This is a genomic window from Alteromonas gilva, from assembly GCF_028595265.1.
Classification (GTDB): domain Bacteria; phylum Pseudomonadota; class Gammaproteobacteria; order Enterobacterales; family Alteromonadaceae; genus Alteromonas; species Alteromonas gilva.
The window spans coordinates 30,161-48,449 of record NZ_JAQQXP010000004.1; the positions used below are offsets into that span (position 1 = coordinate 30,161).

The window sequence follows — 18,289 nt, forward strand, 5'->3', positions numbered from 1 at the left end:
ATTAGCCACCCACCATGCCATTGCCGTCCAACTTCATGGTCATGCCTTTTTGCACCAGGAAATCAATCTGTGTGCCCGGCAGCAGCTCTACCACTGGGTAGGTTTGTTCAACCATGCTCATGTAGTAGTTTGCCAAACGCTCAGCTGAGCTTGAGGCACCATTCAAGATCCCTGAACCGGCATAAGTGCTCAGGTTCTGTGACTGCCACAGCGTATCCACTTGAGGCGCGGTATTCACAGCTTGCACCTGACGCGGCGCAGCAGCTTCACCGAAGCCACTTAAGAAGCTGGCCATCATCGTGCTCGCTATCATGCTGCCAGTCCGTGATACCACATCACCTTTAACACCGGCCATACCGTCATAGCTTGATACTGCGTAGGCTGTGATATTCTTTTCAATGGCTTGACCATCTTCTGTGATACAGCTGATGCCTTCTGCGCGGATATAAACCCGTTCTGAAGATAGGTTTCCTACAGCTGAACCCAGCATGTGGCACTCACGAATATCCAGTGTGAAGTGATTTGGCATAAGCGCTTCTTGTTTTATTCGCATCATCACGGGTATGGGTTCGCTGGTGGATTGAACACCAGTAGGTGCTGCAACACCGTTTAGCGTTGTACCGCTGATGATTGAACCCATCGCCAGTGTATATTCCCCGCCATCTTCGTCATTTACTTTGGCGTTGTTCTGCTCAGCCTTCGACTTTGCACGGGCTGTCTGGTCGTCAATTTGCTGAGTGTTACCAGAAATGGTATTTGTTTGAACATCTCTAACTTCGACTTTTCCGGACTCGGTTACTTCGCGTACTTTGCGCTGAGTAATGGTTCTGATCACGTCGTTATCAAAAACCATCGGCTCTTTTGTCACCACCTGAGTTTGCTGGCGATACAGAATACCTTCCTGCCCGGGGGCTACGTCCAAAGGGGTATTATCACCCGCCAATCGCGCTTGGCCACCAGCAGTTGCTTGACCGGCATCAATCGGACGATTCCCCCCTTTTGCCAATTGGCGGATCATGTTCTTAAGCTCAAACAGTTCATTTTGCGTGGAATCCAAAGACTCACGAACTTTATCCAGCTCCGCCTTCTGCTTACGTTCACGCTCAGAAAGTGCACGATCCTTTTCGTTAAGGTCTTTTTTAACCGTATCCATCAGCACAGAAATTTCCTGTTGCTCGATCATTTCTGTTGATTCGGTTAAACCAAACACACTTTCTGTTGCATCCGGCTTGGAGGCACGGCGCCTTTCTGACGTATCTTCCCCGCTGTAAGTGAGGAATGCGAATACCAGTGCGACTAAAACACCCATCACCAGATATTTACGCACTTCCGGTTGTTTAATTTTTTCTAATAAATCCGTCATGGCTTAGTTACCCCCAGTCAGTCGAGGTCGGCGGTTCTGACGCTGTTGCTCACGCTCATAGAATTTATTTCGCAGAATATACAACTCCATGTCTTCGCCAGGTTGCAAATATGATTTCTCAAACAAAGCTACGGCTATGACATCATCAGCTAAACACATCTCTTCACGTACCTGATAAACCCGGTTTGAATCGTTACGCAGCAATACTACGTCAATGACTTCACGGCCACCCATCAAGCGCTGGCCTGTGTACTGGTAAATTCCCACCTGACATGGCTTTCTGTATTGTCGCGGAATGTCATTGGATAGAGAGAAGCCACGCGGCAAATCACCCAACGCCACCGGCTTCAGAAGCTCAACAATACGCTTAGTGTGTTGGTCAGAATATGAAGCCTGCTCAGCCGCTGCATTTGCAATATTCTCTTCTTCAGCAATCTGCTTTTGATATGCGACTGCTTTTGCCTGCATCGCCTGAGACATTGCTACTTTCAAATTGATGATCACGGGCGGCGCAGGGATAGGAATCAACGTCACTGACACCTGAGACTCTGGCACACCTTCTTCGTAAAGAATCAGGCTTACCGGCTCATCGGTGCGCAACGTTGCATACACATAACCCTTATCTGCTTCAAGGAGTGACTTCTTGTCAGACGTTTTCACGGCTACCATATCGAAGTCGGTCAGAATGCTGTTCATGAAACCCTGGCCAACCGGAATCAAAATACTGTCCGTTGGCTTCAGGTCATAATTCTGGGTAGTCTTGTAGTTCTGCTTGGCCATCTCAACAATACTGTTTTGCTGAGGCTTAGCTACAGGCGTAGCCATTACCTGATTGTACTGGGCGGCCAATGCGGAAACCTGTTGCTCTTCGGTTGGAAAACCATTCTTTCTCTGCGCCGCTGGTGGCGCTTGCACAACCTGGTCTAAGTTCAAGCGTCCCGCACGTACATCTTCAATTGGAATTGTCGGCAATTGTTTACTTTGGTCTTGAGCTGCTGCGCCCTGACTCAATGCTGCTGCCAGCAATGCAAATAATACAGTTTGTTTCATTAGTCTTTCTCCACATCTGCTGTGCCAGTAACCAAGTCGTGCTGTTCATCAGTTAATACGGGCGGTTTTTCAATAATTTCATCACGGCTCTTAATGTTCGGTGTGCCTTTGTATCCGCGTAAGTGCGTAATGCGAGGCTGACCGTTAATTGGCTTAACGGTGATTTCATAAGTCCATCGAACCACATCTGGCTCAGCGCCTTTCTTAGCCAATCGCTTTTCACCCCAAACCCATACCAGGTCGTTTTTAGGCGAGAAAATCATGTCTGTGACAATGAATTGCTGTGCCGCATCACGCAGCTCCAGCAACGTCGCTTCACGTTTCAGCGCCGGAACCAATTCGTTACGCAAATAGGGCGATAGCATTTTTGACATACTGTTGATAACAAAACCGACGTTTTGCTTGTCAATGTTGCCCAGTAACAATGCAATCGAGTATGCAAACTGCTTCTGGTACTCTTCATTCGCTTCGCCTTCGCCTATCATTACTTCGGTAGCGTAATCCGGGGGCGTGACTACCACAGTGGTACTCTTTGTCGCGACCATAAACACCAGGAACAGATTCGCGGCAGATAAGACGGCTATCACCGTCATCATTACCTTTCTTGTTTGAAGCAGGTCACTGTATGCAGCGCCCACCATAGAATTTTCTTTTTTCATTTCCCGGCACCTATTAGCTGAAATATTTCTTTTTCAAGGGGTCAACAACCGTAGCAGTCGTTTTGAACACCATATCCAAAAAACCAAACGTCCAAATCTTATGAAGCACCACATGCGGCGCAGAGTGTCGAATGACATAACCCAGCACATGGAACCAGGCAAAAGCCGCCAATGTGAAAATGCCCACATACTTAAACAGCATTCCCATTGAAAGAAGGGCGATTGCAGGTGCGATCTGAATTGCTGGCCACACAATCAAAATCAACGGCTCGTTTATTCTCCGTGGATTTCTGTATTCATTAGGGTTTTCCTGCTGCAAAACCGTTACTCCAAAGCTTTATCATTGGCGCGTATATTCTCACAGGAATTCAAGGGCAACGTTCGATAGAGCAACCAAAATTCGGACCTCTATGAACGATGTTGATTATCGAAGCAGAGCTTGAATGTCAGAGAATGACTATATGGGGTGATTATCTTGGGTTTTAATAATGAAAATGCCCGGGAAACCGGGCTTCTGGAACAACAATCCGACCAGGACTTAGTATAGTCCCTTTAGGTCAAACAAATAGTTCGCAGTAACAATGGCCATACCGGCAATCGCTACAAACATCAGTGCTTTTTGCTTTACTGTTTTAGGTTGTTTTGCTTGTTCGCTCATTTTACTCTCCAGAAAAAAACAACCCCTCACTGGGAGGGGCTATTGCTATAAATTTCGTTCAGACCAGCCTTTCTTAGATGGTCGCGGTAAATACGCTCGATACGATGGCGTCAATGTTTGACAATACCAAAGCACCAAGGAATGCACCGATTACTTGCAACCAGTTTTGCTTGATAATCTGGAAAAAGCCCCAGCCGATGGCCAGTGCAGTGATGATACGTCCAATAGTACCTTCCAAAGAGTCTACGATATCAGTGTAGGTGTCATCGAAGTCACCCAGACCACCGGTACCGGCCACAGCGCTACCAATTACACAAACAGCCAAGCCAGCAGTGATAGCTGTACGCTTGCTGACACGTACTGATTTGATTTTTTCAATCATGTTTTTCATTAAGTTTGCCTCTATAAGCTAAAATCTACGGCGTTTCCCAACACCCGTTATGTCCCTGAGTCTTCAGTTTCACCCTACGGGTGCCAGTACCTCAGCTACCTTTGCCAAAAGTCAGTGAAATGAATTCCACCTCTTTAAAGCGTAAGCGTATTAAACATCAGTTGATGATCAATCAATGTTCATAGAGGCACAGAATTTTGCAGGTCTATGGTGTTAGGAATGAAACATCCGGGACAAGCATCGAGTTTTTCTGGTTTGCCAGGTATCCCTTAATGTCACTCCTACACTCTGCTAAATGGGGCTGGGCGGCGGCACCGATGCGGATAAGCGAGATAGTTAAACCACTTAATAAAGCGAGAGGTGACATCTCAATCGGTAGCGACATTCACCACCTACCTGATAATGAACCCATCGATAACATCAGGCGGAAGCCTAATCCAATGGGACATTTTTTATGGGAACTTTATCTCTTCAAGAGCTGGCATCAGAATTCGGTACACATGATCATTGCCTCGAAAGCTGGATGAGCTCATTAAGCATCACTGACAATGAGATTGCCTTTGCTTTGGCACAGTTCACCAAAGACCAACGACGTACCATCATTATTGAATGTATTCGCCCTGCACAGTATTTAGTTGACCACCCTGAGCTTATCAACCATGTTCAGCGCATTGGTGTGGACGCAATCAAGGCATTGCCGGTGAACGTCTATGAAGCACACTTGGCCCAGTTAAAAGAAACCGACCAAATTAACAACAGTATAAATCTGCGCCGCTTCCCATATCAGGACTACGACGCGGAAGTGTTTTGTACACTGCGCCATGCAAAGAAGAAGACTGACATTGATTTTATTAAGAAGATGTTTGGCCGCTCCATTAGCCATCATTCTTACCCGGCTGCTAAGCGTAAGCTTACTGCAATGGCTCTGCAGTTCATGGCTTAGTCTTTTGCCTCGCAAATCCCTACGGGCTATTACATCCGTAAGGGAATCTCCGGGTTAACTCATTCTCATACTGTCACTGACTGACATTGAAATATCCTGTCGAATCCAATTGGTGGCGTCAGCCTGCTATTGGGTGACAATGAACCAATAGAATTCACCGAGACAGGAAGCTATTGCTATGAACATCCAAAGCGTTAAACAGGTTATAGAACTGCACGATGCAGCACAGACTTTCAATCGTCGATGGGAAGAAAACGAAGCTATCGATTGGAGTGAGGCAGAAGAGTTCGTAGCGCTCATTAAAAGCCTACCTTCTGAGATAAAAAACACTCGCTCAGAGATACAGGAGATACTTGACCACACTGATCACAATGATGATTGGGATTCTGACGAAGTTGCAAATTGGCCTGAATTAATCATTAGCTTCACTGAAGATATTGAGAAAACCTATGACTATAGAGCAGATGGTGAAAACTGGGAGGTATTTAGCCTTGATTGCACAGGCGCTCAGGAGTGGAAAGCCACCACTGAAACAGAAAGTATTGCTATTAAGCTAGTGTCAGCCCTTCAAGGAGCTGAATAGAAAATCAGTATTTGAAGTAGTGGCGGCAAATCAACAACTGGCTACTATGGCTATCAAATTCACCAATCAGGAACCATTATGACAATTAGTATTGAGCAAGCAAAGAATGAAGCCATAACCATGGTTAATGATTCAGCCAAGCGAGGGTGTATGTTCTCCTGTTCGAATATGCCGGATGAAAACGAGCACGATTGGAATAAGGGTGACCCGGAAAACCCACACACTATTGCCAACTTAGTCACTATTGAGGGTATTGAAGGGGTCAACTCCAGTAACGCGCTGAGTACTATAGAATTGCATATTTGCACACTATTTCCTCAATATGAGTAATACCTATATTTAAGCCCTATAGCAACAATGATTAACACTAACGCCCACCAGCAGGAGCACGACATGGAAACAACATCGCAAGAATCACGATTAGCTGACGTACCCGCTGTATCTATCAGCTAAAATTTCAACTCCAACCGCTCCATCGTGTTGCTGTGACGCTTAAATTTTATAACCAAGAGGGTAGGCCATGAATCAACTTATAACGGACTTGAAATTTGCGCTGGTGGAAATCCACGAGGAAGAGCAAGTCGCAAAGCAGTCTGATAACCATTTGCACGCCAATGGCCTTGCCCAGGCTCGCATTCTGGTTGAGTCGGTATTGGAAAAGCACGGGATTAACCGCCCGGCTCGACTGCCAACTGAAGAATGCATAGTGTCAATCACTGACAATAAGTGATGGTGCCCGATGACCAGACTGGAAAACATGAAAGCTCGGTATAAATCCGAGCCAACAATTATCTCCCAGCTCCCGCTAAAGCTTCCCAATGGCTGCGAGGTGTCCGAAATATCCAGTTCCTGCGCCGACTGCGGTACCGAAGTGCCACATCAACATCTGCGTGGCCATGTTAGCCGGCCAATTCCCGATGCCGTTGCTTTTAATGGTCATGGACTGTGTTCTACGTGTATCACCATATTCCCGTTACACGGAAGGGTAAGGGCTCACGGTGATGGAATGCGTATGGAATGGATTAAAGGCGGCAGGTGGGTTAGCGGAATGCTGGAGTCAGATACTCTGACCGGTAAGTTAAGGTTGTGGCTAAAGCGTCAGCTGCGCACCCTGGTGAGATGAGTGCGCAACTGCTTTTCATCAGTGAACAGAAATAGTCTCTGACAATACGGATTCCATGGCAGTTTCCATACTGGCCATAATCATCTCCTTGAGTGAGAACTTCGGCTTGTTATAAGTCACAAACCTTTGTACTTCGTACTTCTCCCGCATATCGACAATCACCTGGTCCAAAGTTTTGATTTCATCTACCAGGCCAATGGACTTAGCCTTGCGCCCATGAAACACCATCCCAGTAAAGATGTCCGGCTCGCTTAAGTCCAACTTATCGCCGCGTGCTTCTTTGACAGAATCAACGAACATGTGAAACAACGGCATGATCAGGTCATTCTTCAATTTGTCTGACTGTGCTTCGTCAAGCTCTGAAAATGGGTCCAGCAATGCCTTGTTCTCGCCGGATGTTAAAGTTGTACGCTTCACACCTAACCGGGCAAGACCGTCCGCCAACTGCCAGCTATCCATACGCACGCCAATGCTTCCTACCAGGCTGGAACTGTGTGCATAGATAATGTCAGCCGATGACACTGCCATGTAGCAGGCAGAGGCGCATACATCTTCCATGACGACAACAATCGGCTTCTCTAACCCGGACTCATCCCTCTCCCGGATAACTGTCTTGATGGCGTGATTAATAATTTCACCCTGTACCGGTGAACCACCGCCAGAATTAGCGGTAATCAATATCGCTTTTGCCTCTTCCTTCTCCAGCGCTGCACGAATGGCTGTCGCAAGGGGTTCACCCGAGCCCTGACGATTGCTTTTGCTTATCTCGCCGGATATCTCGATGTGCGCGATATGGCCAGCCTGTTTTTGCAGGTCTTCTGGTGTCATTATGACAAATCGATACGCGGCAAATCCCATACCCACAAACATCATCATCATAAACACGAAGTTCTTGATTTTGATGTTGCGTACCAAGGTATCCAAATGCTTATCCAGAACCTCAGACACCCGTGGTGGAGTGCCTTCCTTTTTCTTACGTCTTTCTAATTTAATGAACATTGTCACTCCTACACATCTTTCTGGAAGCTCTGGATGTACTTACTAACGGTGAATGCCATCAATACCAGCAGAATCGCCGGGGTATAAACTGACAGCACATTCAGCATGGCCGGTGAAACAAGCAGAAAGATAAAGCAAATGATAATTAGCCACAGAGCCTTCATATACATTCGAGCGCGGCTTGTCTTAGCCCCACCCATGCGGTACCTGTTCACTCGCCAGACGTTGTAACCGGTATAGACGATGCAGAACAAAACTGGCCCCAGCATAGATAGCCAGTATTCCATTGTCGTCAACCGGTAAAACACCTGATAGGCAAACACCTGTACGTTATTCATGATCCGGTACAGGTATTCTTTGTTCGCAATGACATCCACATGACTTTCCGCCTTGGGCAGAATCATGCCCTTGAGCTGGTCGTAAACACCGTTGTCATAGAAGTATTCCTGATGACGTTTTCTAACCCGCGTTTCAATGGAATCCCATTCAACACTGGATAGCTCATTCCTGGCTGCCGCCAATTCCTTTTGCACATCTGTTCTGTACTTTTGCTCTTCTACGAGCCCGACCATCAAAACAGATATCAACATGGCAACCGAGATGATGATATGAAACACATGGCTTCTAGTGAGCTTTTCGCCTGCAATTACAGTGGCCATCTATTCCCCCTTATGCCAGTACTGGGTCAAAACCTTTCAGCTGGAAGAATCCAGTTGGAGGTAGCCCCAGATACAGCATGTCCTGACGGTTAAATATCTTCGGGGCAAGCATCATCGCAATATCATTGTTATTCAGTGACGTTAAGAACGGCACTTGCTCCACCAGCAGTTTTGTCACGCAATTGGCCTCAAGCCAGGTGTGCAAACCTTCCCGCGTACAATCCCAGTATTCTTCGTTGTCATTCACACGCCTTGACGATGATTCAATAAAGACCCGGTATTCCATTACCCTTGGAAGGCTCTTCAGTACTGCTTTGCAAAATGCCTGGTACGCAATATCCAGGCTCTCTGATTTAATCTTGTCTTCAAATTCCAACAGCGCCTCGTGAACAATTAAGTCCATCAGCGTCGTGTTACCACTGGGCAAGGCCGGTGTGAAGTATTGACACAGATTGGCAATAACGCGCTCAATCCCGCTGTGATGAGCTGATAACTCAGTCAACGCATGACGGTTGTCCAGGCACAGGTTGTGAGTACTGTAACGGGCTGACATGAACTTCTCGATATCAGCTTTCTTTAGAGTGAAGGTTTCTATGCTGCCCATGGCGCTACCTCTCCATCTTCATCGTCATTCAATATGATTGGTAAGCGCATTTTCAGTCTCTTACCGTCAGCCAGCCTTGCTACGTACTGCAATATTGGTAAATCGCCGAGCAGCGTCGGCGGGAAGGCGTCTTCCCTGGTCTTCATTAATGTCTCCTGGTACCCGGAGCTAAAATCCAGTACCGAAGAGTTAGTGTCAGTGAATGTCCCTGTTCGCACCTGTTGCTGAGACACTGACGCCTTAGCGAACTGTGCTGCCACATATTCCTGTGTGGACGGGTCAGTGGTACGCATCGAGATGAAGTTGTTACACAGGCCAAGGAATCGACGTGCCGTCGCTTCATCCGTTTTGGCTTCAATGTCAGAGATTGTCTGTGTAGCCAAGAACATCTGCATGGACGCTGCCCGACCTTGGGCAAGCATGTTCATCATTGCGTCATTATTCTCGATAGAGGCATGCACCTCATCGTTGGCAATGGTCACCCGGCGAGGGTTCTTGTCTTCAGAGTTGTATCGACTACCGGCAATGGCCGCTAATTCAGCCAGCAACAGTCGTGACAAGAAGCCAGCTGTAGATGAGTCGGTCATCGAATCCAGTGAGATGTAAATACACCCACCGCGCTCCATCACATCAGCCAGGTCAACAATTTCCCTTGTGTCGTTCACATCATGGATGTCATCAATAGGGGAGAACAGGTCATCTAACGGATCAGCTGTTAAGCTGGTCAGCACCGGCCGCAAAGAGGTCACCATTCTTACGTAGTGCTCTTCATTGTGCAGTGCGAACTGAATCATCCCTTCTACGGCTTTGCATTCGTTGTCTTTGGCCAAATACTGGTTGTAATAACCCGCCATAGCCGCTAATCGGTCAGCATTTATATCCGCAAACTCATCAGCCAGCTGCTCTGCATAGTTCTCACCTACCGCACCTTTGAAGTACTTATCCAATACGCGCATGGCCAGGCCACGACGGTTAGAAGAGATGACTTTTTGAATCGTGGTCAAACGAATCGGCTCACCAAGATAATGCAGGCCCTGTGCTGTGAAATAGATAATTTCATAAGCAAAGTCCTGGAACGCCTTGCCGGTGCCAGAAGAACCCATCAACGGCGCAATGCGGTCAGCAATCTCAGTGATACGAGTGTAATTCTTTAACAACGGGATGCGCACAGATGAAGACGGCTTCGCTGGGTGCAGGTGATAGAACCTGTCACCCATACCAAGGTATTCCATTTCCTTTTGCACGGCCTCTTTCCAGTCTGCGTCGTTCTTCGGGTCGAGAATAACCAGCACGTCACCCATATGCAGGGCGTTGACCGATATCATTTTCAACAACACGGTCTTACCGGTACCTACGTTCCCGGTAATACACGTATGACCAAACCAGTTGGATTCGTTAACAGAGATTTTCTTCTCATCACCCATACCATGGATCCACGGCTTACCACCCAGAGCTTCTGTTTCCTTCATCATCGCCTTAACGACCGGCTTCAGGAAAAAGGGCAATTCCACCTGTGACATGTTGCTATCCATATCCATAACTTGATAGGCACGGTTAGCATGCTCAGAGCCCCAGCTGTATCCACTACCGATAAAGGTGGTTCGTAAATTTTTGTTCGCCTTTCCGGATGTCATGATTTTTTCAAGGTTATTTCGCTTACGCAGCTCCTTGACGCTCATGAATGTCTTCTTATTGGTAGAGAGCTTTAACTGTCTCTTCAGCAAAGGAAGTGACTTAACCCCATGATAGGTACCAGTAGCCAACATCCCCGCGCCAATGGCCATTGCTGTTGGCAAACTACCGCCACCCGAATACATGGTACTGAGAAACGGTGTAGTCAAACCACCGGCCAGCCAAGCTGACGCGGTGTTCAATTCATAGATAGGGCGAAACAAATGCTCTGAAAATGATGGGTCTATTTTTTTCATCGCCATTATTTAATTACCTCTGTTAAATCAATGTCGCACAGGGAAGGGTAGGGAATGACATACTTCAACGTATGACCTTCACCAATTACTGAGTCACCGAACCCGGCTTCAGTAATAACTCGGGCAATGTCGCGCTCTTTGATGCGCTTACCCAATCTGTCCTTCAGTGCGTATGCCAAAGCGATTAACTGGAAAGCCATCCCTTCGGGTGTTTCATCCAATTCAGATGCTTTGCCATTGTCACGCATGTACACCATAAGCTCCCCCAGTGAATTTTCTTTGGGGTTCTGCAATATGAGGTGGATACCATAATCAGGAGATTCCGACTTTTCTTCAGAATCACTCTGACTACCTTCGACTAATTTGCTTTTAGCTTGTGGCTTTTTCTGTGCTGGAGCTTTTGGCTTCGCCTTAGCTTTAGTGGCAGGCTTTGCTTTAGCTGGTTTTGCCTTTTGTTTTTCCTGAACAACTTCTTTGTCATCCTCTGACGGTACCGGTAACACGCTCACCAGTTGGGTGAACTTGCCTTCGAGCATGGCCACTTCCAATATAGGATTACCTTCTTTAGTCAGCGTCAATAAACCCTGCTGTTTCATGCTTTCGATAGCCTTGGCTTTATCTGCCTCGCCAATAAAGGAAATGACTTCTTCTAGCTTCATCCACGAGCTATCACTCTTCACCGTCAATGTAGATACTGCTTTGTGCAGCTCTAAAAGAGACACAACCGGTGATGAGGCCTCGCTCGATTCAAGCGGTTGATTAACACCATTGTCGCTCTCTGACTTTAGTGTGTCCTTGCCCTTAACCACTCCCTTTTGTGCTTCTGTGACAGTAATGTCAGTACTTGACTCTGACTCAGCTGGGGTATCAGCTTGCTCCTCCTTGACCGGTGCGTTCTTAAAGCTAATGCCCTTATTGTCATTCTTCTTCTTTGGCTTACCCTGCTGTGGTGTAGCTACAATTTCAGTGACCTGTTGTTTAGCCTGGCCTTCCTTTCTGGATTTCTTACCAGGTGCGCTTTTGGCAGGTGCAGCATTCTGAGCAGCATTATTGTCATTCTGTGCCTGTGCCTGTGCCTGTGCCTGTGCCTGTGCCTGTGCTGGGGCCGGTGCAGGGGGCTGATTGTCTTGTTCTGACTCCGTAGTCACTCCAACACCTTGTTCGTGACGGGTAGCGCCTCCATTCTCATCAATCTCCAACAACGCATTTTCACGGGGTAACAATATCAAGCCCGGGACAGAATCAGGCATAGGGTCAGAGCCAAATACCACGCCCTTCCACTTTACTTTGATTAACTCTTCCCAGATAACAACTTTCTGGCCACTCAACACATCTTTAATGTCTTTCTGTGTGAATTGACCTGCAGTGAATTTGACTGTCTTGTTTAACTTGTCATACGGCTCAATCATTCCGTTATCTTCCATGATCGTAATCACGGTGCGTACATCTTTTGGAATGACATAGTGGTTCTCTGTCGCTGTCTTAACAATCGACTCAAACGCCTTGGAGTAACGCAGGTAAACCTCTCCGCCGATAATCCACATGTGCCCATGTTCACGGTTAATGGTCCACGTTGGACGAGCCAACTGTAGTCCACGGTAAATCTTTGCCGATGCCGATACGTTCTGCTCACCAAGATATGTGTTCGTGTTTCTGGAAACATCTCGAGCTGTACTCAATCTATCTCCCTGACGCACCGACTCTGATAAGTAGTCCTTACCTGTGTCATGGCCAGTCAATACACGAGCCAATTCACTGTGGATGTTAACCGGGGCATTCAGGATGTAATCCAATGCCTCGCCACCACCAAGAACAGGGGCTAACAATTGCACCGAGTCGACATTGTGTTTGTTATGTATTCTGTTAGGAAGGTAGGTTACTGAGTATGTCGCAACACCAAACCTTCTAGCCCATGAAATCAGTGATTCCTTTTGCGGCTGCCATGAAGGAACACGATTAGCATTGGTGATTGTTTTATTGTCTTTGCCATCAAATATCTCAACAGCATCAACCAGGATATCCTGAAGCACCTTCCCCGCATCATGCAGGAAGCCACCGAGCCAAGCAGCATATTGGTAAATGGGCTCACACTTTCTGTCCAAATCCTGCATCCCAGTTGAAGCAGGTTTGTGCTCCCTTGCATGCCTAAGCGCATAAATAGAAGACTCTAATGAATGCACAATCATGCCACCAGGTGTCGAGTGGTGGTGGTTTTCTGACGCAGGAAGCATGTGGATATATTCTATATAACGCTCGATCACCTGAGTAAACAGTAAGTCCACCAACGGTTCCCCGTTGACACCTTTACGGTGCTCTCCGATTCCACTTCTTTTTATGATTTCATCAACTTTAGTTCGGTAGTGGGTGAGTATCGAGGGAACATCAAATACGGGAATACCCTTTACTTTTTTCGGGTAAAAGTACTCCCTCGCATCTTTAACAGGGCGACCATAGATATCAACTAAGCCGGCAACCTGTTGCTTCGAAGCCGGCTTAAAAAGCTTCTTAGCCAATCCCGCAATCATCACGCAGCCTTCACTTTTGCCTTTGACTTGGCTTTTGTCGTGATTTTTTCTTCAACTTTCTCTTCTACTTTTTCCGGGAGCGGCGTTCGGTTGACCAGCGTTTTCATTGCAGCTGTCTCAGCTTCATACTCTTCGACCAGAGCCAGAAATGATGACGGAACATCTGCAAAGTCTAATCGATAACCACCACGAATATGCTTAACAAGCAATTCTGGCGCATATTTCCCCCCTTCCTTTCTTTTGCCTGGAGAGGTCGCTTTAGCAATGCGGTCTGTTACACCGGACAATGTATATACTGTTTGCGTCTTCAAGCGTTCGAAATAGACATCATCAATAACACCAGCAAAATACAATGCCTCGTTCTCTTTAAGCTCATGGTTGATCGCTTTAACGAGGTTTACCATGTCATGTACAATTGGGTGTGATGCTTCAAAGGTGAAACCGTATGATTCTGGAACATTGATTTGCGGCACATCTGGGGCACCAGTAAGTACGACTGTTTCGCGACGTATTCGTATTTCTTCTAATTGCTCATAAGCAATCTGCATATTGGTTGACTGCCACTTGGTAACCATCTCGGTCAGCGGCCGGTCTTTAACAAGCATTCGTTTTAGGCTGCCTAACCGCTCAAACATAGCCAATGTCAAAGGTTGTACTCTTTCCATATAGCTGTGAAGGATTGCTGAGTCGCACGGCACCTTCAAAGTCATGGTTACAGCATTATTTTGCTTAACTGGCTTTTTGCCAAAAGAAGCTCTGTGTTGCTTTTCATTGTTACTCGCCATTGCCAGATTCCTCATATTTGTTAGCAATTCTCTGAATTCTTGTCTCTCGCCTTTCCAGGCTCACCTTAGCTTCATGAAGAGCCTCCAACTTTTCTCGTATTGGCATAAGCATCTTCTCGGTTTCAATAATCTTTCTGCCGTCCCAACCCACTGACGTTTTTAGCAGCTTGGATAATGCGTACTCTTTATTCGCGCCCGGCTTAATCCGCTCTCCATTCTTGAAGTTTTTCGGACTATTCATTCGTTTTTCGCTGTATGGATAGAAAACCCAGTTTGGAATTAGCTTGGTGTATCTGCCGCTAGGTCTGTACTCAACCCTTGGGCCCATATACGCAGTTCGCTTTTTCAGGTTTTCACCGATAGCCTTACTCGCCCTCAGTTGTTTGTTGGACTCTTCAACCCACTGCCAATAGGCAGCAACAATCATTTCAGCCTCACGCTTGTAATGCTCTATTGACTCATTAATAGCGTCGATAACTATCTGTGTTGGCGCTGACAAGCTACTCGGCGCTTCAATTACTTCTGACATAACCATCCATCCGGTTCTTTAATGCAGCGAATTATGTATCAGCATGAAAAGCAGTTAGGTCGGTAGGGAGGTGTATTTTTAATGGTCTATGAACATTCAAGGCCAAAGGACCATGAAAACTTGAATTGTCTGAAAGGGGTATTTTTATTAAAAATGAATAATACTATCTTGTTCAGTTATAAATTTAGCTGAACATTACGAACCACCCGGTAAGGCCACTCGATATTTTTATAAAACAAAACTGAATATTATTGTTCAGCTTCATTTGTTGAATCTGGCGCTGAAAATTAAAGCTGAACATTACATGTGCAGTTATTATTTACGCCTGAAACCGCACTCGATAAACACCTGCAGGAAGCTGTGTTCAGCTATTATTCCAAACTGAATATGTAATGTTCAGGTATTGTTTTGACAGCAGACTCCAGAACCCCAGGAATACAGCAGTTTCTTGACTATAGACACGCTATATTTCCCATCTCTACAAACAACGAATAGGGCCAACGGCATATAGGATTGATACCAGTTTCGGTCTTTATTGGTCTTTTTAGTTACTTTAGGCCAACCATTTATCCAGAACCGAATCACCCCGCTCTTTTAGGCCTATTTAGGGCTTTTTGGTTACTTGGGAGTGATTATTCAGATAGATGATTCACCGAAAGTGCGTTTTAGACCTATTTGGCGCCATTTGGGTGCTTTCTGATTTATTTATAGAGGATATACATTTATGGCAGTTATTCGAGCAGTTGAGCTTGGTTTTGGTACCACAAGCTTCACAACAGGGGAATACAAGAACCAAAACCCAATTATCACCACATTCTCTTCGTTGGTGTCTCAGGTAGACCCAACAAAGGATGGACTCAGCGCTGGTCTGAATAGTCGTGACACAGTGCAGGTGAAAATCAAAGATTCTGTTTACGAGGTTGGTGCTGATGCCGCTTTAGTCGCGGATAAGAAATCCGCCCGGGTGTTAAACAATACCTACATATCTTCTGAGCAATACCAGGCACTTTTACTCGGAGCTCTGTATTACATTAATGAACCATCTATTGATTTGTTGGTATTAGGCCTGCCCGTTGAAAACTGGGGCAAGCGTGATGAGCTCAAAAAGATTGTCGTTGGAAAGCATGAAATCAATGGCCGCATTGTAGAAGTCAAGGATGCATGGGTAATTGTGCAGCCGTTAGGTGGCCTTCTGGCTCATGCCAATTCGATTGGCCAGGATGGGTACAACGAACTGCGCGGCTTGAATGTTCTTTCTGTCGATCCAGGTTACGGCACATTTGATTGGATCGTGTCTCATGGATTGAAAGTGAACGACTCACGTTCTGGTGGCGAAGACTTGGGTATGTCTGCTGTATTGGATTCAGTATCCAAGGTCATGCGACTGTCATTTCCAATGCTCACTGACTTTCCTATCGAGAAGTTAGATGAGGCATTCTGGAAACATAAAGACCACATCAGGATTGCTGGCCGGAAATACCCATTCCCGGTTTGCGAAGGAAAAGATTGCGATGGGGATGAGGTAGACGTTAGCTTTGATTTACGCGGCGCCATTGAAACGGTTACCCGTGCAGCGATTACCAAAATGAAGAATGCTGTTGGCAATGGTGGAGACATTGACGAGATCATCTTGATGGGCGGCCCTCATAAGGTTTACAAAAAGGCTCTGCAGGAGGCTTACCCAAATCACAAAATCAAAATTGTGAAGAACCCACTTAGTGCTGTTTGTGCAGGAATGCACTTTGGTGGCATTCAGTACTATCAGGCGCTGAATAAATTCAAGGCTGCTTAACCATGAGTATTACGTTCAAGATCACTATCCCTAAAGGTGAGTTGTTTGATCATCTGCAAGGGCGAGAAGGTAGAGCAAGGAATTATGAGCTATATAGGTTAGCCATGAATGGACTTGTTGGCGCAAGAAGTGTTGAAGGTGAGAGCCAGCCAATCGCTCAACCAAAGTCTACTCAGAATACTAAGACTTCACCTTCTGCGAAAGCAATTGAGGAACAGGTGTTGTCAGAACCGAGTGCAGTGGCCTCAACAGCAGAGCAAGGTAACGAGGAAGTTTTAGAATCATCTGGCAACGTTGATTTCGGCACTGACTTGCTAAGTATTCAGTAGCAACCTTTCTTATACATTGTTGTACCCAAAGCCGGAAAAATAGATTTTGACCGGCCTTTTTATTCCGCACAAATCTGGTCAAGTTTTAATCGTTATTCTTTTGGCTAAAACTGGTGCTACAGATGATACAAACGTATGCATCATAATACCTTTGGGTATTCCAATTATATTTTCCTTCATAAGTATATGTTTTTAATTACTTCTTTGATTTTTCGTTTGTTGTTTTCTCTTTGAATATAATAATGCAGAATCCAACTGGTGTAAGAGATTTCTCACAAACTATGGTGCTTATACTGATATTTCTCCCTAAATCGAGATAGCAATGAATAATAAATTGGTTGCCAGATGTGCAAGCGCTGATAGTATTTTCCTTGTTTTGCTTTTAACGTAATTTTTAAATAAGGTGATTGGTCATTATGAGTGTTCAGGCAGATTTTGATGCAATAAGGAAATATGAATTGGCCATCTTGGCGCGTAAAGCTCGAATTGCAAGAAAGGATCCAATGGCAATTCGTGGAGCATACGGTTATACAAAGCAAGACGTTGATGTCTTGGGTGCAGTGAGTGAGCGCGAAATATTCAGGCTGGCTACCATCGCTAACAATTCTCCTTTGTTTAACGTGCGTGATACTCAGGCATTACTTGAAATTGCCAGTTCCCAGGAAGACGATGAAATATTGGCGCTGATGTTCGACTCAATGAGTAGAGCGGGGGCATAACCGATGCGTCATATCCAGGTATTAGAACAAGCAAACTTACTTGCTTCGATTGGCTGTCAGCATGTAATTATTACAGAGCTGACTGGTCATGGAAAAAAAGAGTTTGAAGTGAGCACAGCGCCAGATCCTAATGGTCATTCTCATAGGGATTCTACAACCTGGCTGACTTCTCGTGGCAAATTTCGTTATAGCGCCGACCGGTTGCTGCGTATTTTCATCAATAAATTTGGTAGCGATGTCGTTAACCATCGTATGACAGCAGGCAAATTGATTAGTTTATATACGACCTACATGGCGCTTTATCCTAAGGATGAGATGTCTGTGAATCGTATTTACTATTTTTTCAAGCGCCTGGCTTCGCGTGAATTTGTGATCAGCTATTGTTCAGAGAAAAAATGCAAAAAGCCTTTTATTTCTAAGAACGTTCGTGTCAGGCAATGCATGACTTGCACAACTCTTAGCAAGCTTAGAAAAAAAACCGACAAGGATTCAAATCAGTCAATGCAACTGGATTTGCCAGAAGCAACTTCAGCAGTGGCTTAAGAACGTTATCCCAGAGAAAGGGCCAACAGGCCTTTTGGCGTCCTTAACCCTATTACCCAACCATAGACATAGCAATTTACTGACCTCTGTAACCATAAGCAGGCAAT

General features: G+C 45.8%; 21 protein-coding genes. 9 read left to right on the top strand and 12 right to left on the bottom strand.

The window, feature by feature from the left end; genetic code table 11:
• Position 1: 1 nt before the first annotated feature.
• The 5 genes from OIK42_RS18965 to OIK42_RS18985 all read right to left on the bottom strand — a co-directional run bounded on the left by OIK42_RS18965 (position 2) and on the right by OIK42_RS18985 (position 4,121).
• Positions 2-1,363 carry a TraB/TrbI/VirB10 family type IV secretion system protein gene (locus tag OIK42_RS18965; RefSeq protein WP_273642725.1) on the bottom strand — a complete coding sequence of 454 codons (1,362 nt, stop codon included), beginning with the start codon at positions 1,361-1,363 and terminating at the stop codon, positions 2-4.
• Between the two features lie 3 nt (positions 1,364-1,366).
• Positions 1,367-2,413 carry a type-F conjugative transfer system secretin TraK gene (locus OIK42_RS18970; protein ID WP_273642726.1) on the bottom strand — a complete coding sequence of 349 codons (1,047 nt, stop codon included), beginning with the start codon at positions 2,411-2,413 and terminating at the stop codon, positions 1,367-1,369.
• Entirely contained in the window at positions 2,413-3,072 is a 660-nt protein-coding gene (locus OIK42_RS18975) for a TraE/TraK family type IV conjugative transfer system protein (RefSeq protein WP_273642728.1), read from the bottom strand. Before OIK42_RS18975 ends, OIK42_RS18970 begins: the two co-directional genes overlap by 1 nt.
• Before the next feature lie 13 nt (positions 3,073-3,085).
• Positions 3,086-3,391, bottom strand: a complete 306-nt coding sequence (locus OIK42_RS18980) for a hypothetical protein (protein ID WP_273642729.1) — start codon at positions 3,389-3,391, stop codon at positions 3,086-3,088.
• 412 nt (positions 3,392-3,803) lie between these two features.
• On the bottom strand, positions 3,804-4,121 hold the full coding sequence (locus tag OIK42_RS18985; RefSeq protein WP_273642730.1) for a hypothetical protein: 318 nt from the start codon (positions 4,119-4,121) through the stop codon (positions 3,804-3,806).
• A 454-nt stretch (positions 4,122-4,575) separates the two neighbouring features.
• Here OIK42_RS18985 and OIK42_RS18990 point away from each other — a divergent pair, with 454 nt between their 5' ends.
• The 5 genes from OIK42_RS18990 to OIK42_RS19010 all read left to right on the top strand — a co-directional run bounded on the left by OIK42_RS18990 (position 4,576) and on the right by OIK42_RS19010 (position 6,770).
• Positions 4,576-5,064: a hypothetical protein gene (locus OIK42_RS18990; protein WP_273642733.1), complete on the top strand. Its 489-nt coding sequence runs from the start codon at positions 4,576-4,578 to the stop codon at positions 5,062-5,064.
• Between the two features lie 178 nt (positions 5,065-5,242).
• Complete coding sequence (locus OIK42_RS18995) at positions 5,243-5,647, top strand: hypothetical protein (protein ID WP_273642734.1); 405 nt, start codon at positions 5,243-5,245, stop codon at positions 5,645-5,647.
• Positions 5,648-5,725: 78 nt separating this feature from the next.
• A complete protein-coding gene (locus OIK42_RS19000; protein WP_273642735.1) occupies positions 5,726-5,977 on the top strand; it encodes a hypothetical protein in 252 nt (83 codons plus the stop codon).
• Positions 5,978-6,167: 190 nt separating this feature from the next.
• A complete protein-coding gene (locus OIK42_RS19005) occupies positions 6,168-6,377 on the top strand; it encodes a hypothetical protein (RefSeq protein WP_273642736.1) in 210 nt (69 codons plus the stop codon).
• Positions 6,378-6,386: 9 nt separating this feature from the next.
• The gene (locus OIK42_RS19010; RefSeq protein WP_273642737.1) at positions 6,387-6,770 is read left to right on the top strand and encodes a hypothetical protein; all 384 of its coding nucleotides are present in this window, start codon (positions 6,387-6,389) and stop codon (positions 6,768-6,770) included.
• An 18-nt stretch (positions 6,771-6,788) separates the two neighbouring features.
• Here the strand turns inward: OIK42_RS19010 and OIK42_RS19015 are convergent, their stop codons facing one another.
• From OIK42_RS19015 to mobI, 7 genes are read right to left on the bottom strand one after another with little or no spacing between them, the layout of a single operon-like run.
• A complete protein-coding gene (locus OIK42_RS19015) occupies positions 6,789-7,769 on the bottom strand; it encodes a S49 family peptidase (protein WP_273642738.1) in 981 nt (326 codons plus the stop codon).
• 8 nt (positions 7,770-7,777) lie between these two features.
• On the bottom strand, positions 7,778-8,428 hold the full coding sequence (locus OIK42_RS19020) for an IncC plasmid conjugative DNA transfer DtrJ family protein (protein WP_273642740.1): 651 nt from the start codon (positions 8,426-8,428) through the stop codon (positions 7,778-7,780).
• Between the two features lie 10 nt (positions 8,429-8,438).
• A complete protein-coding gene (locus OIK42_RS19025) occupies positions 8,439-9,032 on the bottom strand; it encodes a hypothetical protein (protein WP_273642741.1) in 594 nt (197 codons plus the stop codon).
• On the bottom strand, positions 9,020-10,966 hold the full coding sequence (gene traD / locus OIK42_RS19030; RefSeq protein WP_309568790.1) for a conjugative transfer system coupling protein TraD: 1,947 nt from the start codon (positions 10,964-10,966) through the stop codon (positions 9,020-9,022). The genes OIK42_RS19025 and traD overlap by 13 nt, the downstream gene beginning before the upstream one ends.
• Positions 10,966-13,485 carry a MobH family relaxase gene (mobH, locus tag OIK42_RS19035; RefSeq protein ID WP_273642908.1) on the bottom strand — a complete coding sequence of 840 codons (2,520 nt, stop codon included), beginning with the start codon at positions 13,483-13,485 and terminating at the stop codon, positions 10,966-10,968. The genes traD and mobH overlap by 1 nt, the downstream gene beginning before the upstream one ends.
• On the bottom strand, positions 13,485-14,270 hold the full coding sequence (locus tag OIK42_RS19040; RefSeq protein ID WP_273642742.1) for a hypothetical protein: 786 nt from the start codon (positions 14,268-14,270) through the stop codon (positions 13,485-13,487). Before OIK42_RS19040 ends, mobH begins: the two co-directional genes overlap by 1 nt.
• Complete coding sequence (gene mobI, locus OIK42_RS19045; protein ID WP_273642743.1) at positions 14,260-14,799, bottom strand: conjugative transfer protein MobI(A/C); 540 nt, start codon at positions 14,797-14,799, stop codon at positions 14,260-14,262. The genes OIK42_RS19040 and mobI overlap by 11 nt, the downstream gene beginning before the upstream one ends.
• Before the next feature lie 724 nt (positions 14,800-15,523).
• On the opposite strand from mobI, the gene OIK42_RS19050 reads away from it, so the two are divergent.
• The 4 genes from OIK42_RS19050 to OIK42_RS19065 all read left to right on the top strand — a co-directional run bounded on the left by OIK42_RS19050 (position 15,524) and on the right by OIK42_RS19065 (position 18,182).
• Entirely contained in the window at positions 15,524-16,591 is a 1,068-nt protein-coding gene (locus tag OIK42_RS19050) for a ParM/StbA family protein (RefSeq protein WP_273642744.1), read from the top strand.
• 2 nt (positions 16,592-16,593) lie between these two features.
• Entirely contained in the window at positions 16,594-16,920 is a 327-nt protein-coding gene (locus tag OIK42_RS19055; protein ID WP_273642745.1) for a hypothetical protein, read from the top strand.
• 416 nt (positions 16,921-17,336) lie between these two features.
• Positions 17,337-17,639 (top strand): hypothetical protein, encoded by a 303-nt coding sequence (locus OIK42_RS19060; RefSeq protein WP_273642746.1) that lies wholly within the window; start codon positions 17,337-17,339, stop codon positions 17,637-17,639.
• Positions 17,640-17,642: 3 nt separating this feature from the next.
• On the top strand, positions 17,643-18,182 hold the full coding sequence (locus tag OIK42_RS19065) for a hypothetical protein (protein WP_273642748.1): 540 nt from the start codon (positions 17,643-17,645) through the stop codon (positions 18,180-18,182).
• The last annotated feature ends 107 nt before the right edge of the window (positions 18,183-18,289 follow it).